This window comes from Bacteroidia bacterium (assembly GCA_040880525.1).
In the GTDB taxonomy this organism is placed as follows: domain Bacteria; phylum Bacteroidota; class Bacteroidia; order CAILMK01; family JBBDIG01; genus JBBDIG01.
In genome coordinates this window covers 105,596-121,453 of sequence record JBBDIG010000033.1, presented here as the reverse complement: position 1 = coordinate 121,453, position 15,858 = coordinate 105,596, and the positions used below count along the sequence as shown (strand labels likewise).

Genomic DNA, 15,858 nt, shown 5'->3' with positions numbered 1-15,858 from the left:
ATCCAAGCCCAACTCTCCACATTGGTGGAAACTTTGAGCACTCTATGATGCCGGGATACTACTACCTTACCTACCAGGCTGAAGATGAAGATGGAAATTTATCTAAAGAGCTTGTAAGAACGATCCGGGTGAGCACTGAAAGCACCGCCATTGAGGAAGAAGGGTTGGGCCAATATGTTCAGGTATTCCCCAACCCCAGCAACGGACGCTTCCAAATCCGGATGAACCTGCCTGAGAGCCAGCACGTGAGAATCGAAGTAGTGAATGCCCTGGGCAAAGTCATCCAGCGCGTAGCCGATGCCAACATCTCCAGCGCTGACTATCAGGTAGACGTCTCCTCCGTCAGCAGCGGACTCTACTTCGTACGCATCGAAACTGACAACGACCGAATGATGCACAAAATCAATATTGTCAGATAAATCCTGAGTTCATTTTAACTCATATTTAAAAACCCGGTAGCTGTTGAAGCTACCGGGTTTTTTTGTGAGAGGATTTTGAATGAGAATTTCTCAACAACAATTTTTGGGAATTATGCGGGACTAAATTTTCTACCAGGAATACCTCTGTATACACTTTCTAATTGATAAAGAGGATACAGTACTTCGGAAGCTCATTTTCCGAATTTCTGAATGAGCCACAGCAAAAGGCTCAGAACAATGCTGATGAGCAGCATCGTAACCCACGGGAAATATATCTTCACATTCTCACGCTCTATCTTCACATCCCCAGGGAGATTGCCAAACCAGCCAAAGTGGTCATCCAAAAGCCAGAGAATAGCTCCGATCATCATGATGACTGCACCAATGATGAATAGATATTTCCCCATCTGCTGCATTTTTTAGGATACTCGATTTATTGAACAATGATTTTAGAATATCCATTAGTATTAATAAACAATCTATATCCAAAACCTATGGGAACACTGAAAAATCAACAGGACGAAAAGTCAAAAATGCAGAAGGATAAAAAGGCTGAAGAAGAATTCCGGAAGCAAAAATCTCAGAAAAAGAACTTCAAGGAAGAAAAGGATAAAGCGGCTCAAAAAGATAAAGGGATGGAACGAAATCCATACAAGCCCATTCCTCCTACCAACAGCTAAATTACCTCAGCGAACGGTTGCCTCCGGCTAACCTTCAGCAGTCAATTTCTTGTAGCGGGTGCGTTTAGGTCCGTCTTCTCCAAGGCGCTGCCGTTTATTATCCTCATACTCTGAATAACCTCCTTCAAAGAAAAAGACACGGGAATCGCCTTCGAAAGCCAATATATGCGTAGCGACACGATCAAGGAACCACCGGTCGTGCGTAATCACCACGGCACAACCTGAAAAATTCTCCAGTCCTTCTTCCAGTGCCCGCAAAGTATTCACGTCAATATCGTTGGTTGGCTCATCAAGCAGGAGAACGTTCGCTTCCTGCCGAAGGGTCAATGCAAGATGAAGACGATTTCGCTCTCCGCCTGAAAGCGTTCCGACTTTCTTATTCTGATCTGCTCCGCTGAAGTTGAACCAGCTCATATATGCCCGGCTGTTAATCTTACGCTTGCCAAGCTCTACCCATTCATTTCCACCTGATACTGCTTCCCAGACATTTTTATTGGGATCTAATTCCGTATGTGCCTGATCAACATAGGCTATTTTCACGGTCTCTCCTATCTGGAATGTTCCCTCGTCAGGTTTTTCTTCTCCCATGATCATCCTAAACAGCGTAGTCTTTCCTGCCCCGTTGGGTCCGATGATTCCTACAATTCCGGCTGGGGGCAGGCTGAATTCGAGGTTTTCAAAAAGGAGATTATCTCCGAAGCCTTTGGACACTTGGTGCGCCTCTATCACCTTGTCCCCTAATCTTGGACCATTGGGAATGTAAATTTCCAGCTTATCCAGTGCCTCTTTGCCTTCCTCTTTCTGCAATTTTTCATAGGCTTTCAGGCGGGCTTTCGATTTTGCATGACGGGCTTTCGGGGCCATGCGCACCCACTCCAGTTCACGCTGCAGGGTCTTCATGCGTTTGCTTTCGCCCTTCGTTTCCTGCGCCAGGCGGTTTTGCTTCTGCTCCAGCCAGGACGTATAATTTCCTTTCCAGGGAATGCCCTCTCCCCTGTCCAGTTCAAGGATCCATCCTGCCACGTTGTCAAGGAAATACCTGTCGTGGGTAACGGCTATAACGGTTCCGGGATATTGTTGCAGGTGCTGCTCCAGCCATTCCACTGATTCTGCATCAAGATGGTTGGTAGGTTCATCCAGCAAAAGGATGTCAGGTTTGGAAAGTAACAAGCGGCAAAGCGCTACCCGTCTTGCCTCTCCACCAGAAAGATTCTTTATCGTACGGTCACCTTCTGGCGTGCGGAGTGCTTCCATCGCCCGTTCCAGCTTTCGGTCCAATTCCCACGCGTCATTCTGTTCAATCAGTTCCTGTACTTCACCCTGGCGTTCCAACAGTTTATTCATTTCGTCAGGACCCATAGGCTCCGAAAACTTCATGCTGATGTCCTCATATTCTTTTAGTAGAGCCACAACTTCCTTTACGCCTTCCTCAATAATCTGGCGCACTGTTTTATCCGGGTCCAGTTTGGGCTCCTGCGGAAGGTAGCCTACGGTATATCCTGCTGAAAAATTTACCTCGCCATTAAAGGATTTCTCCTCTCCCGCAATAATTCGCAACAATGTAGACTTACCAGAGCCGTTGAGGCCAATAATGCCGATTTTGGCTCCATAAAAAAAGGAAAGATAAATGTCCTTCAGTACCTGCTTAGCTGGCGGGTATGTCTTACTCACATTTACCATTGAAAATATAATCTTGTTATCTGCCATTTTTGGAGTTGGTGGTGTATTGTTAAAAAAGGCTGCAAAATTAGGCTTTAGAACCCAATTTTAACTTCCGGGGGATTAGGGCATATCCTATTTTGTCAATAAATACCCACATAATAAATTGTACTTCCTGAACTGCTCCGGCTCTAAAAATCCGGCATAACGCATTGTATTCCTTCCTGATAAATTTCATGATCAACCAAATCAACAATACGATGGTTAAAACTATATCTCTAAAAATATTTGTATATTATGCCGCCATCACAATTTAAAAAAGCGCATTTATGAAGCTTCGAAACAACCACCTCATGATCTATTATGATCCTTCATCAAGTCTCGGACGCAAAACGCTGGCTTATGCCCATACGCTGACGCGGCATGTGCAGGCCGTGGAATATCACAAAAATCCTTTTACGGGCCGAATCTGGAAGGATCTGTTATTTATGCTGCAACTGCAACCCAAGGAACTGCTGAACAAGGCTCATCCGCTCTATCAGCAAAAAGTACGGGGTTGGGAAGTGCAGGAAGATGACTGGCTTAATGTCCTGATCCACAATCCCGACCTGATCAAAGGACCAATTGTCGTAAAAGGCGAAAAGGCCATTTTGTGTTCCAGCCCAACGGATGTCCTGAAACTGGCAAATGCCTGAAGATTTAATCCCCGGAAACAATATGCTAAAACCTCCAATTTCAGGAGGTTTTTTATTTAAAATAAACAGGAACAGCTTATTGAATTCTTAATATTATCAACATTGGCCGCAGGCACTTGTTAATGTTTTGAACAATTATTCAATTTTATGAAAACGATTGACTACAATCCAAGTAAATCAGAAATTGAGTTCTCCAAGGCGCTTCAGGGACTGATGGGTGAGATGGAAAAACGTGTTTCGTTCAGGATTTTAAGCTCGCGCCATCAAACTGCTGATAATCCGTACCTGCACCTCAAAATTGAAGATAAGGATGGCGATAGGCATGAAATGATTATTAAATTCATCCAGCGCTACGAGGACTAAAAGGCTACTCAATATCCGGTCTCACAGCAGGATTTACTGCTAAATGATCATACATTCCAACGTTGATTTTTACGATTTCCTTAAATCGCTTAACCGAAAAAATCGGATCACGGGTAATCGTAGATATTACAGTAAATAGCTTCCGGTGTTTAGGATATTCGAGCAAATTCTCTTTTTGGCGCAACGTTGCTTCATAGCCTGCAGGCATTCCCCGGCTAAAATGGCCGATACGGGATCGTGGATCAGATGGAAGACGCCCAAGAAATGGATCCGTAAGTCCAAAAGTATCCACAATATGAACTGAAGGTCCGGCATAAAACCCGTGGAAACCTATAACCTGCGTTATCACCAGGTTTTCCTCCCTCATATCCTTACCCTCCTTTACCCATTTGCAATCCGGTTCCAGTGATTTATTCAAAACCGGAAGAAATCCGGCACACTGGTAATAAAATCTGCGCTCATCCATAATTCCACTTTTTAGCCATATCAGAGCATGATCATCCATGTCATAAAGCAGTACCGGCTTAGGCATTAAAAGTCCGGCCCCTATGGCGCCAATAGCCAAAAGTGCTGCAAACCATTGCCGCACAGGCAACTGGGAAATAATTAAAACGGCTACAAAAAACGGTACTGAAAAAAAGCGTCCTGACATAAAATCACCGCCTATATGAATTATGTAAAGCAGATAAAGACATATTCCGCCAGCCAGCGTCAGGCTTCGGCTGCCTCTGAAATATATTGACAAAATAATCGCAAGCCCAATGATGGGAAGAGTTACATAATCATGGGTTATAGAATCAGAAAAATAATACCGGCCCTTGTGCCTCAAAATTTCAGCAGGAATTTCTGTTGAAAGTTTAGCATAGGCCGTATTGGGAAATGGAAAACCATAATAGATCAATGAAAATATTTCCCATAAAATAAAAGGAGTAAAAGCCAGGATAAACATACCTGCCAGTTCCCGCAATGTTGATTTCGATTTCCTGTGTAATGAAAAAGCAGTCCAGGCCAGCGCAGGTAAATATAGCAGGATCATATCCATCCGGTTGAGGACAGCAAGACCAGCCACAAAACATAACCAGCCAAAGCTTTGCAGTGATTCTTCTCTTTTAAAAAATAAAATCGCGAAGAAGGCGATCAACAGAAAGCTTAATGGATTTTCGAGCCCTGAAGTAGAATAATCCACAAAGGCCTGCGAGGAAATAAGAATGGCGATAGCTAGGAATGAGACCCAGATCCCCGGAGAAATTTTCCAGATCACCAGAATGATAGCCATGATAGAGCAGGCAAGCGATAAGAAGGTCACCGTTAAATAAAATTCCCTGGTAAAAAACACGGCTATCATTACCAACCCCATCCAGAGCGGATGCGTGAAAGATTGCACGCGCTCGGCTACATTCCAGCGCAGTCCATATCCATTTAGGAAATTATCAATCGTTCGGAAAGTGATGTAGGCATCGTCTGATAACCAGGCGGCTTTGATGAATATCCAAACCAATACCAGCATAGGCAGCACTACGAGAAATACCCACAGCAAGCGCTCCCTCAGGGTTTTATTGTGAACAATAGAAGATATTTCCGGATACAAGGAATTCATGGAGATCAGCCGGCAAAATTAATCATCCCTGTATTGGCTTTGAGTGCTGGATGCACAGCCTTGAGTTTCGTCCTTTATTTTAAGAACATATTTAAAGCACGCTGATATTGAGCCTTTCCACTTGCTGTCCTGCATCAATGACCGTCAGTGTATAAATTCCTTTTAAACCCGATGGCAGCAAGTGCGCAGCCTTATATTCATCCTGTTGTTCCCTCAGAACCTGGCGGCCGGCTGCATCCGTAATATATATTGAAACCGGCAATCGCATTTCGCCTGGTAATTCCAGCCACAACTGTTGCCCTGCAACCGGCTGCGGATACGCCTTTACAGGCTGATTCATTTCTATCCGAACTGCAACCCACTTATGAAAATTGATTTCTCCGTTAAAATCTATCTGTCTAAGGCGATAATAAGAAACTCCCTGTAGTGGCTGCTCGTCTGTGGCCTTATAGCTCAGAGGAATCCAGCTATCCCCTGCTCCGTCCACTTTTACCACATCATCAATTGAATGAAGATCGGCACTGCGCTCCACCACGAAGTAGTCGTTATTGTTCTCACTTGCCGTTGACCACTCAATCACAACCGTAGTTTTTCCGGGGATCACCCGAAAAGTTGTTAACTCAACAGGCAGTACGTCATTGCTAATTGTTTTGGCAGATGCAAAATGATAGCGGTCAAAAGCAGGTGTACTTCCGGAATCAAGCAAATTTCCCGGCCCAATTGAAGGGAAGGTATCGGCCACGTTCCAGAATGCAGGTGTTCCGCTGAGGTAGTATGACTTATCAGCAAGCGTCCCGGTATTGGGCGGAGTAATGATTCCCTGGGAGGAGGTTCCTTTAATCAGGTTTCCATACTCAAAATGTCCACTGCCGGCCAGGCTGTAATTTCCTTTTTTTAATAAACAGAAATACAGACACTGCTCCACATGCGTCACTTCATTACCTACGAAGTTCTGGCTGTCGCTTGGATAACTGCCGGAAGTCATCCATATACCAAATAATTCTGCCCGGTTCCTGAAGAAAGTATTAAGCGGACCTGCAGGACCCCAGGCGTAATCCAGGTGAATATTCTGGACGATATTGCCTTCAAAAAGATTAGCAAATGGAAAGTGGCCATGTGCGGAAATATCTCCGCCATAATCGCTTTGAAATTCGCTTCGTGTAGGCTCCAGAGAGTAATTGTAGCCGAACACATTTCCATTTGCCCCTTGCTTTACGACCATAGCATGTCGCAACTTTCTGAAGATATTGTCCTCCACCAGCACATCGCCCGAATGCTGAATGAGGCAAATGCCATAGCCGCGCGTCCCGGAACCATCATAGGTAAAGGCTTCATGGAAATAACTGCCGGTGATGGAAATATGAGAAGATATATTCAACAGCACGTGAGCACCAATGCTCTTCTTGCTTTCAATACCGCTTAGCCAGCAGTTTACCGCATAGGTGTAGGAAAAATTTCTTCCGGCTCCGGAACCGGGATCTGTTTTCCGTTCCACTTTCAGGTTTTCAATACCGATTTGCCTTGCCGGATTCAGCTTCCTTAATTCCGGATTGAGCGAAGCATTGTAACTAATGCGCAATGCCTGATCCAGGGTAAACTGATTTCCATTGACCGCAGCCAACTTCACCACCTGGCCAACGCAATAATCTACACCTGAAGCGGGCTGCACATCCCATGAGCCGTTCTGCTGGCGGATCTCTACCCAATCACCAGCACTGAAACCTGAACTCCCGGAAACGCTGATGGAAGAGGATCCGCGGAAGGCTCCACCGGTAACGGATACAAAGCTGCCCCGTTGCCCTCTGCCCATATTTATGCAGTTCATACCTGATGAAGGCAGGTCGAAAAGCAGGGTGGTGCTGTCACTTGAAAATCCTGCGAGGATAATGCTGTCAGGCAGCACAAGGGTAGATTTGACGAGATAAATTCCTGATGGAAAATAGATAATGCCCGGGCTGCCATTTAAGGATTGGATAGCACTGTCAATCGCAGGAAAGTCATCTGTAGCGGCATCTGCCGCTACACCAAAATCCATGACGTTGAGAATGAGCGAAGGCGTATCCATTTTACTCTCCAGCCCCACCTGCGTCCAATCCACGCGTTTTGAGGAAGGAATGACCTGTGAATAAGCTGCAACAGAAATAGAAAGGAAAAATATAATCAGGAAAATTTTAGCTGGCATATCGGTTTTAGCAGTGTATTAAGATGCGATAAATTTTTGTATTCAAAGATGATACTGATACTCCGAATTTCAGGGATAAATGCTTATAACCATCACCAATTTTTCATGAAAAAAATATAAATATCTATTTATGAAGTATTTATGCATTAATAATATCTAACCGTAAGAATCTTCCGCAGTACAAATATTTTGCATTTTATTGAGATCATGGTTTGTGCTTTCCAGTTCCTGGAACCATTTCAGTGTAAATGTGTGAACCAGCATGAATTACATTTTGAATGCTGCCCGTTTATTTATAACTATAAAAGAAACAGGCAGGAGTTCTCCGCAAAGTTTCACAAGCGAACGATTCAAGTCTATTTATATTTGTGGCCTCCCAACAGCATTTATGGCGAACCAAGGAAATACTTTTAAAAACAGCAATAAGCGCACATCAGGCAAGAAAAAATCCTCGAAGCGCAGGTTCAATCTCTCCTTTAAAGGAGGTACGAAATGGGTACGCGTTGGTGGCATTTTGATGGTTACAATAGCACTGATCCTGCTCATTGCTTTCACTTCGTTTTTCTTCACCGGCCAGGCCGACCATTCTCAGGCCACTGTCTTTAGCTGGGACGATTTCAGGAACGCCAATCCAGAGCAGGTGCGCAACTGGCTTGGAAGCCTGGGAGCATGGTTAAGCTATATCTTTATTTACCGTTGGTTTGGTATCGCCAGCTATCTTTTCATTCCTGTCATTTTTCTTCTTGGCTTCCGGATGTTGTTCGGGTTCTTCCTCGTTCCCTTTTTTAGAATGCTTTACGTAAGCCTGTTCTTTATTTTCTGGATTTCATTTACGCTCGGCCTCGTCACTAGCGGCCCTTATGATTTCCTGGCAGGGGGATTTGGATACCACGCACAGTTGTGGATGCGCGGCCTCCTCGGCATGGCTGGGGCTATTATCTTCAGCTTCATCACATTGCTCGGTTTTCTGATGCTGGCCTTCAATCTCCAGATTCCTGAATTCCGTAGAAAGTCCAAACTGCAACCGGATGGCGCTCCCGGAACGGCAAATCAGCCGGATACTTTTGGAAAGGAATACGATATGGATTCTTTTAAAACGCCTGAAACCGAGGACCGGGAAGAGGCAGAAGCTGATGGAACGATTGAAGACCTGGAAGAGGAAACGAAGGAAGAAGAATTCACACTGAAGGTTGAAAGCAAGGCTCCAAAGCAAATCCCGAAAGAAAACGAACAGGAGGATCTTTCGCTCGAAATAGCAGAAGTTGAGGAAGATGAACTGGTAAATATTAAGGCGCCCTCCAACGACTACGACCCAACGCTGGATCTTTCCAATTACCGCTATCCGACCCTGGACCTTCTGGAAGACCACGGAGAAGAAAAACGACAGATAGACCCAAAAGAACTGGAGCAGCGTAAAGACCTGATCGTAGGAACACTCCGGAATTATAATATTGAGATTGATAAGATTAAAGCAGCAGTAGGTCCTACCGTTACTTTATACGAGATCATTCCGGCAGCGGGGGTTCGTATTTCCAAGATTAAGAATCTGGAAGATGACATTGCGCTTAGCCTCGCAGCTTTGGGTATCCGAATCATCGCACCCATTCCCGGACGCGGAACGATTGGTATAGAAGTACCTAATCAGCACCCTGAGATGGTGAGCATGCGGTCCGTTATTTCTTCGGCCAAATTTCAGAATACCACTTATGACCTTCCAATTGTGCTGGGAAAGACCATCAGCAATGAGGTGTTCGTCACAGACCTCACTAAAATGCCACACCTGTTGATGGCGGGTGCTACCGGCCAGGGGAAATCCGTGGGGCTGAATGCAATTATTACTTCGTTGCTCTACAAAAAGCATCCTTCGCAAATCAAGTTTGTGCTGGTAGATCCCAAAAAAGTGGAGCTAACCCTGTATCGCAGAATTGAAAAACACTTTCTCGCAAAGCTTCCGAATGATGAAGAATCCATTATTACGGATACAAAGCTGGTTGTCAATACGCTGAACTCTCTTTGTATTGAAATGGACAAACGCTACGATCTTTTAAAGGATGCGCTGGTGCGAAACATTAAGGAATATAATACGAAGTTCATCGCGCGGAAGCTGAACCCACAAAAGGGCCATCGCTATTTACCCTATATCGTGCTCGTGATAGACGAGCTTGCCGACCTTATGATGACGGCCGGAAAAGAGGTGGAATTGCCCATTGCGAGGCTGGCACAACTTGCCCGCGCCATTGGTATTCACCTGATCCTGGCTACGCAGCGGCCTTCGGTAAATATTATAACCGGAACCATAAAAGCCAATTTTCCTGCGCGCCTTGCTTTTCGCGTAACCTCCAAGATTGATTCCCGGACCATTTTGGATGCAGGCGGAGCAGAACAGCTCATAGGTCGTGGCGACATGCTGTTCTCTACCGGTGGCGATTTGTTGCGGCTTCAATGCCCCTTCGTAGATACGCCCGAAGTGGAGGTGATCACTAACTTTATCGGTGACCAACAAGGATATGCAATTGCCCACCAGTTGCCGGAGGTGGAGGATGAAGGCTCATCAATGGCCGGAGACATAGGAGGCATTGAGGACTGGGATGAATTTTTTGAGGATGCCGCACATGTTGTTGTACAAAATCAGCAGGGATCCACCTCTCTGATTCAGCGCAGAATGAAGCTTGGCTACAACCGCGCAGGAAGAATAATGGACCAGTTGGAAGCTGCCGGAATTGTAGGCCAGAATGAAGGCAGCAAAGCACGGGAAGTACTGATCCCGGACGAATATGCTTTGGACCAGTTATTGACAAACCTGCGTTCAAAAACCTGAAGTCTTTATGAAAGCCTTACTGCACACACTTTTCGCTTTGTTCCTGGCCGTCACTCCTGCTCTTTCGCAGAAAGATGTAAAAGCTGAACAAATCCTCAATGAACTCAGCAAAAAATATAAAAATTTCAAGACGATCAAGGCAGATTTCAGGTACATCCTTGAGATGAAATCGGATGATTTTAAGGAAGAGCAAACCGGCACAATATACCTCAAAAATGATATGTTTAAGCTCTCTTTTGGAGACCAGATGATCATGAGCGATAATGTGAATATGTGGACTTACCTCAAAGATGTCAACGAGGTGCAGGTTGATAAATATCGCCCGGACGATATGGAGATTAAGCCCAATGAGCTTTTTATGATTTATGATAAAGATTTCCTCTACAGATTTGTAGAAGAAAAAAAAGAAGGTGACCGCACTCTGCAGGTTATTGAACTTACTCCTAATAACAAGGAAGAGTCTTATTTTAAAATTAAGATCTCAATAGATAAAAATAAAAAGGAACTTGTCAGGACGGTAATCTATGAAAAGAGTGGCAATCTTTATACTTATGAAATTACCAGTTTCACACCTAACGTATCATTAGACGAGTCCTTCTTTCGTTTTGAGACGCAAAAACATCCCGGAGTAACGGTTGTAGATCTGAGATAAAAGACCTGCTATTCTCCCTTCTGAGTTTTCCATGATTGCTCTCCGGATACTCAGTTTCATTGATCGCCAGAGATTTATCCTTCCACTACCTGGCTCCGTAGAAATCCTCATTTTTGCATTGTGAAAAAAGAGACAATCCCCTACCCGGATACCTCCATCATCAGGGATATTATTCTTGACTATCTCCGGGATGACCCATTTCTCCGGCCGTATCACAGCTTCAAGCCCGAACTGACCGGAGCGGCCCAGGCTATTGCCGAACGGCCCCCACATCCGGTTGACCGGCAGGCGCTGGCGCAAGTACTGAAAGAGCAATATAAGGACTTGCTTCCAGAGCATCCTGACGTTGAGAAGCAAATTCAATTATTACAAAACGACAGCACATTTACGGTTACCACCGGCCATCAACTCAATATATTTACAGGGTTTCTCTTTTTTATTTATAAAATCATTTCCACCATCAATTATTCAAAAAAGCTGAAGCACGCTTTTCCTGAACAGGATTTCGTGCCGGTTTATTGGATGGCTACGGAAGATCATGATTTTGAGGAAATCAGCGAAGTGAATCTCTTTGGAAAGAATTGGCGCTGGGAGCTGGATGCAAAAGGCAAAGTAGGTTCACTGTCACCTTCTACGCTTAAACCACTGCTGGACAAACTGGAACCTGAGATGCAGGAACCATTAGGACAGGAGCTTATGCAACTTTTCCAAAAAGCCTATTTGGAACATGAGACCCTGGCCGCTGCCCATCGCTATTTGGTACAAAACCTATTTAAAGGTCATGGTCTGGTAATTCTGGATGCGGATGACAATAAACTTAAGTCCGTGCTTATACCGGTAATGAAGGCGGATATGTTCAGTGACGTGAATGAGCAACTCATAAATAAAACAAAAGAGGAACTGGCTAAAAAGTATAAGTTGCCGGTAAACCCGCGTGAAATTAATTTTTTTTATCTGCAAAAAGATTTGCGGGAAAGAATAGTGGAGCATGAGGGAATTTGGAAAGTATTGCACGCTGACGTAAGCTGGACGCAGGAAACGCTTGAAAAGGAAATAGAAAAATATCCGGAGCGATTTAGCCCCAATGTGGCCATGCGGCCAATATATCAGGAGATGGTTCTGCCCAACCTTGCATACATTGGCGGTACCAATGAAATCGCTTACTGGTTTGAGTTAAAACGCGTATTTGATCATCACAAAGTTTTCTTCCCTCAATTGATGTTAAGAAACTCCGTGCTTACGGTGCGGAAACGCGTGCTAAAAAAGATTATTAAATTAAACCTTGCACCCCGCGATTTTTTCATGCACAGAGATCAGTTAGTGCGTAAACATGTAAAGCAAGCTGCGCAGACAGAAGTACTTGAGCGGGAAGTATTGGAGGCCGCTGCACTTTTTACCAGTGCGCGCGACCGCTCTGCCAGGCTTGATGCTGATGTGCATTCATTTATTGTGAAACATACCACCGAATACATCAAGGGCATGGATCATTTTCTGGAAAAGCTAAACCGTCACCTGAAAAAGCTGAACGAAAAGGAAGTGGCGGAAATTGATTTAATTTATTCTGAATTTTATCCAAACGGCACATTCCAGGAACGCCAGGCCAATTTTATTACCTTTTACCTGCAATACGGGCAAGAGTGGTTTGATGCCTTGTTTGAAAATCTTGATCCGCTCGCGCAAGATGTGGTGATATTGGAGGAGTAAAGGTCATTGAATTGCTCTAAAGTATCTCTGGTAAAATTTTCCTTAGAATATTTAAGAAATACAATAGGATGCTTATTTCAATAAATCAGGGTACAGACTTGTTCTTGGATATCGCTTTTATTAATAAACTCCTACCTTTTAAATAAATTTATAAAATAGTTGGCCTATACTCAATCACCATTCCTACAGTTTAAACAGCGGGCTATGTGACGAATTCAATATAAAAGCTGCAACCGTTATTTCTTGAATCCGCTTTATCACAGACCACAATTAATTCGTTAGGATAAAGGATAATAAGTGAGACAAAGAGGTTTTAATACCGTTGCCTTTATAACCGATCCCCGGTTTGGGGCTAATAAGACCCTACCTTTGCTCCCGATGCCCACACTCAATGACAGTCTCAATTTCCTCAGTAAAATGACGCCTGCCCGTGCGTGGAATGGCGCCAAAGTACTGGGCAGCTATTACCTTTCCCGCATCAGTGGCCAGCCGTGGCAGGCCGGCAAGCCTATCAGCATTTCCATTGAGCCGACTACCTCCTGCAATCTGCGCTGCCCGGAATGCCCAAGCGGCCTGCGCGCCTTCGACCGCCCAACGGGAATGTTGCAGCCTGAAATGTTCCAAAATATCATCGGGCAGTTGCAGCGGCAAACGCTTTACCTCACGCTGTATTTCCAGGGCGAGCCTTATCTCAATCCGCATTTCTATGAAATGGTAGCGCACGCAGCACGGCAAAAAATGTATGTGGCTACCTCTACCAACGCCCATTACCTTGATGATGACAATGCCCGGAAAACCATTGAATCAGGCCTTTCGCGGCTTATTATTTCCATTGACGGCACTTCCCAGCACGTTTATGAACAATACCGCAAAGGAGGACAATTGAACAAGGTTTTGGAAGGCACGCAAAATATTGTGAAATGGAAAAAGAAGCTGCGGAGCAAAACGCCTCATATTATTTTTCAATACCTGGTGGTGAAACCGAACGAGCATCAGGTGGAGGATGTAAAAAAGCTGGCAGTGGAAATGGGCGTGGATGAGGTCAAGTTCAAGACGGCTCAGCTTTACAGCTATAAACATGGCAACGACCTGATGCCGGAAAACCCGAAATATTCCCGCTATAAAAAACTGAAGGACGGAACTTTTGGTATTAAGAATAAACTGATGAACCACTGCTGGCGGCTCTGGCATAGCTGCGTTTTTACCTGGGACGGTAAAGTAGTCCCCTGCTGCTTTGACAAGGACGCTGAGCACAGGATGGGAGACCTGAACGATAAGCCGTTCGGGCAGATATGGCAAAGCGAGCCTTATCAGAATTTCAGGAAAGCGCTCCTTAAAAGCCGCAGCGAAATTGACATTTGCAGCAACTGCACGGAAGGAACAAAGGTGTGGGCAGATTAATCAGAAAAGAGGATTTATCAGAATCAAATTATTTTTATACGCCACGGCAATAAAAAACCCCGCTCCAGGCTTTACCGAAACGGGGTTGAATTCCTAATCATTCATTAACAACAAAAAATTTCTTTCTTTACGAGGCTACGGTACTTTTGATTTTTCTCACCTCGTTCAGGGTTTGCTGAATCTTGCTCTGCTGCTGTCTCAACGTATCCTTCAGGTATTCCGGAACCTCAAGTGTATCAATAGCCTCTGAGTAATGTTCAACGGCAGTTTCTTCTCCACGTTCCACTTCCTTCAGTACGGCTTCGTTATCGTTTCCTGCAAAAGCAGAACGCACATCCATCCATATTCGGTGGAGCACTCCCTGGGTATCACCCTCATGAGCAGGTGCGCCACCTAACTTTGTAATTTCATTCTGAAGTTGTGCGGCTAATTCCGTCCGTTGCTGGCCTGCACTGCGAAAGATGGTCTTAAGGTTTCCATCTTCGACATTTTCAGCAGCATCCAGATATCCCTTCCTTCCATCGTTACATATTTGAACGAGATCGTTCAATTTATCCACGGCTTTTTTCTGTTCCTTTTGCATGATTAATATTTTTGTGTTTAAAAAATAATTTAAATACAATAGCAAAACGGCCATGAACTATAATTGTTCAGGGAAATATCTTTTTTAAATACCCGAAAAAGAAGTGAAAATGGCAGAATTAATCCGCGAATTATTTTAACAGGAACAGATTACCAATCCTTTATTCAGAACTTCTGAAGGCATTGTTTTACTTCTTCCATCAACCACATGGGCGTGGAAGTAGCTCCGCAAATTCCTACTGACTCATTACTGCTAAACCAGGATTTTTCAATTTCATCGGAGCTGCTGACGAAGTGGCTGTGGCTGTTAAATTTTTTGCACACATTAAATAGCACTTTGCCATTGGAAGATTTAGTGCCGGCCACAAAGACGATCTTGTCATATTTCTGGACGAAATCACGGAGCAACACATCCCGATTTGATACCTGCCTGCATATAGTATCATTAAATTTCAGCTCCACTCCCCGCTTCTTAAAATAGTCCCGGATCTCATAAAGTGTTTCCGTGTTCTTGGTAGTTTGGCTAAAGAGCGTGGCACTTTCAGGAAGGTCAATATTTTCAAGTTCAGAAATATCCTGAAATACAACTGCCTCTTCGTTGGTCTGACCTTTAAGCCCGGCCACTTCTGCATGGCCGTGTTTCCCATAAATGAAAATTGGAGAAGCTTTGCTGTCAAAGCTTTCCTTCACTCTGTGCTGTAGCTTCAGTACCACGGGGCAGGATGCATCAATCAGTTCAATATCGTTTTCCAGCGCTATCCGATATGTTTCCGGGGGTTCACCATGCGCCCGTATCAGGACGCGTTCGCTGCGCAGGTTTCGGAACTGCTCATGGTCAATCGTAATAAGCCCCCGTTTTTTCAGGCGCTCCACTTCCTCATCATTATGAACAATATCGCCCAGGCAGTAGAGATAGCCATGGGCATCCAGATAATCTTCGGCCATCTGAATGGCGTAAACCACTCCAAAGCAAAAACCCGAATTGTCGTCAATTGCAACTTTAAGATTCAATGAACCTTCCATAAATGCTTATTTTAAAGACGCAAAAATAAAGAAAAGCAATTTGTTCTCTGCCGTCTGTGTAAGACCGGCCCGGTCAAAAAATA

14 protein-coding genes are annotated in these 15,858 nt (G+C 44.5%); 8 read left to right on the top strand and 6 right to left on the bottom strand.

The genetic code is table 11. The features are described 5' to 3' along the window. Positions 1–419, top strand: a 419-nt coding sequence (locus tag WD077_09655) for a T9SS type A sorting domain-containing protein (GenBank protein ID MEX0967492.1), incomplete at its 5' end; no start/stop codon positions are given. A 191-nt stretch (positions 420–610) separates the two neighbouring features. Here the strand turns inward: WD077_09655 and WD077_09650 are convergent. Beyond that, on the bottom strand, positions 611–826 hold the full coding sequence (locus WD077_09650) for a DUF2905 domain-containing protein (protein MEX0967491.1): 216 nt from the start codon (positions 824–826) through the stop codon (positions 611–613). An 87-nt stretch (positions 827–913) separates the two neighbouring features. Between WD077_09650 and WD077_09645 the strand changes: the two genes are divergently transcribed. After that, entirely contained in the window at positions 914–1,099 is a 186-nt protein-coding gene (locus WD077_09645; GenBank protein MEX0967490.1) for a hypothetical protein, read from the top strand. 27 nt (positions 1,100–1,126) lie between these two features. Here the strand turns inward: WD077_09645 and ettA are convergent, their stop codons facing one another. Next, on the bottom strand, positions 1,127–2,806 hold the full coding sequence (gene ettA / locus WD077_09640; GenBank protein ID MEX0967489.1) for an energy-dependent translational throttle protein EttA: 1,680 nt from the start codon (positions 2,804–2,806) through the stop codon (positions 1,127–1,129). Positions 2,807–3,087: 281 nt separating this feature from the next. On the opposite strand from ettA, the gene WD077_09635 reads away from it, so the two are divergent. Beyond that, positions 3,088–3,453 (top strand): ArsC/Spx/MgsR family protein, encoded by a 366-nt coding sequence (locus tag WD077_09635; GenBank protein ID MEX0967488.1) that lies wholly within the window; start codon positions 3,088–3,090, stop codon positions 3,451–3,453. Between the two features lie 147 nt (positions 3,454–3,600). Then, entirely contained in the window at positions 3,601–3,816 is a 216-nt protein-coding gene (locus tag WD077_09630; GenBank protein ID MEX0967487.1) for a hypothetical protein, read from the top strand. 4 nt (positions 3,817–3,820) lie between these two features. Here WD077_09630 and WD077_09625 read toward each other — a convergent pair whose 3' ends face one another. Next, entirely contained in the window at positions 3,821–5,413 is a 1,593-nt protein-coding gene (locus tag WD077_09625; protein ID MEX0967486.1) for a hypothetical protein, read from the bottom strand. A gap of 91 nt (positions 5,414–5,504) precedes the next feature. Then, positions 5,505–7,595 carry a glycosyl hydrolase family 28-related protein gene (locus WD077_09620; protein ID MEX0967485.1) on the bottom strand — a complete coding sequence of 697 codons (2,091 nt, stop codon included), beginning with the start codon at positions 7,593–7,595 and terminating at the stop codon, positions 5,505–5,507. Positions 7,596–7,983: 388 nt separating this feature from the next. Between WD077_09620 and WD077_09615 the strand changes: the two genes are divergently transcribed. From WD077_09615 to WD077_09600, 4 genes are all read left to right on the top strand, one after another. After that, positions 7,984–10,413 (top strand): DNA translocase FtsK, encoded by a 2,430-nt coding sequence (locus tag WD077_09615; protein MEX0967484.1) that lies wholly within the window; start codon positions 7,984–7,986, stop codon positions 10,411–10,413. A 7-nt stretch (positions 10,414–10,420) separates the two neighbouring features. Next, positions 10,421–11,065 carry an outer membrane lipoprotein carrier protein LolA gene (locus tag WD077_09610; GenBank protein MEX0967483.1) on the top strand — a complete coding sequence of 215 codons (645 nt, stop codon included), beginning with the start codon at positions 10,421–10,423 and terminating at the stop codon, positions 11,063–11,065. Between the two features lie 120 nt (positions 11,066–11,185). Then, positions 11,186–12,769, top strand: coding sequence for a bacillithiol biosynthesis cysteine-adding enzyme BshC (gene bshC, locus WD077_09605; protein MEX0967482.1), 1,584 nt, complete (start codon positions 11,186–11,188; stop codon positions 12,767–12,769). Between the two features lie 378 nt (positions 12,770–13,147). After that, positions 13,148–14,170, top strand: a complete 1,023-nt coding sequence (locus WD077_09600; GenBank protein MEX0967481.1) for an SPASM domain-containing protein — start codon at positions 13,148–13,150, stop codon at positions 14,168–14,170. A gap of 127 nt (positions 14,171–14,297) precedes the next feature. On the opposite strand, the gene WD077_09595 is transcribed toward WD077_09600, so the two are convergent. Both WD077_09595 and WD077_09590 read right to left on the bottom strand, forming a co-directional pair. Beyond that, on the bottom strand, positions 14,298–14,753 hold the full coding sequence (locus tag WD077_09595; GenBank protein MEX0967480.1) for a PA2169 family four-helix-bundle protein: 456 nt from the start codon (positions 14,751–14,753) through the stop codon (positions 14,298–14,300). Between the two features lie 164 nt (positions 14,754–14,917). Next, a complete protein-coding gene (locus WD077_09590; protein ID MEX0967479.1) occupies positions 14,918–15,775 on the bottom strand; it encodes a 4-hydroxy-3-methylbut-2-enyl diphosphate reductase in 858 nt (285 codons plus the stop codon). Positions 15,776–15,858 lie beyond the last annotated feature (83 nt).

Bases quoted from the DNA above. Each gene is read 5' to 3' on its own strand.
- WD077_09650 (MEX0967491.1), bottom strand. From the start codon at position 826: ATGGGGAAATATCTATTCATCATTGGTGCAGTCATCATGATGATCGGA.
- WD077_09615 (MEX0967484.1), top strand. From the start codon at position 7,984: ATGGCGAACCAAGGAAATACTTTTAAAAACAGCAATAAGCGCACATCA.
- WD077_09645 (MEX0967490.1), top strand. From the start codon at position 914: ATGGGAACACTGAAAAATCAACAGGACGAAAAGTCAAAAATGCAGAAG.
- WD077_09625 (MEX0967486.1), bottom strand. From the start codon at position 5,413: ATGAATTCCTTGTATCCGGAAATATCTTCTATTGTTCACAATAAAACC.
- WD077_09635 (MEX0967488.1), top strand. From the start codon at position 3,088: ATGAAGCTTCGAAACAACCACCTCATGATCTATTATGATCCTTCATCA.
- WD077_09600 (MEX0967481.1), top strand. From the start codon at position 13,148: ATGCCCACACTCAATGACAGTCTCAATTTCCTCAGTAAAATGACGCCT.
- WD077_09630 (MEX0967487.1), top strand. From the start codon at position 3,601: ATGAAAACGATTGACTACAATCCAAGTAAATCAGAAATTGAGTTCTCC.
- WD077_09590 (MEX0967479.1), bottom strand. From the start codon at position 15,775: ATGGAAGGTTCATTGAATCTTAAAGTTGCAATTGACGACAATTCGGGT.
- WD077_09620 (MEX0967485.1), bottom strand. From the start codon at position 7,595: ATGCCAGCTAAAATTTTCCTGATTATATTTTTCCTTTCTATTTCTGTT.
- WD077_09595 (MEX0967480.1), bottom strand. From the start codon at position 14,753: ATGCAAAAGGAACAGAAAAAAGCCGTGGATAAATTGAACGATCTCGTT.
- WD077_09610 (MEX0967483.1), top strand. From the start codon at position 10,421: ATGAAAGCCTTACTGCACACACTTTTCGCTTTGTTCCTGGCCGTCACT.
- ettA (MEX0967489.1), bottom strand. From the start codon at position 2,806: ATGGCAGATAACAAGATTATATTTTCAATGGTAAATGTGAGTAAGACA.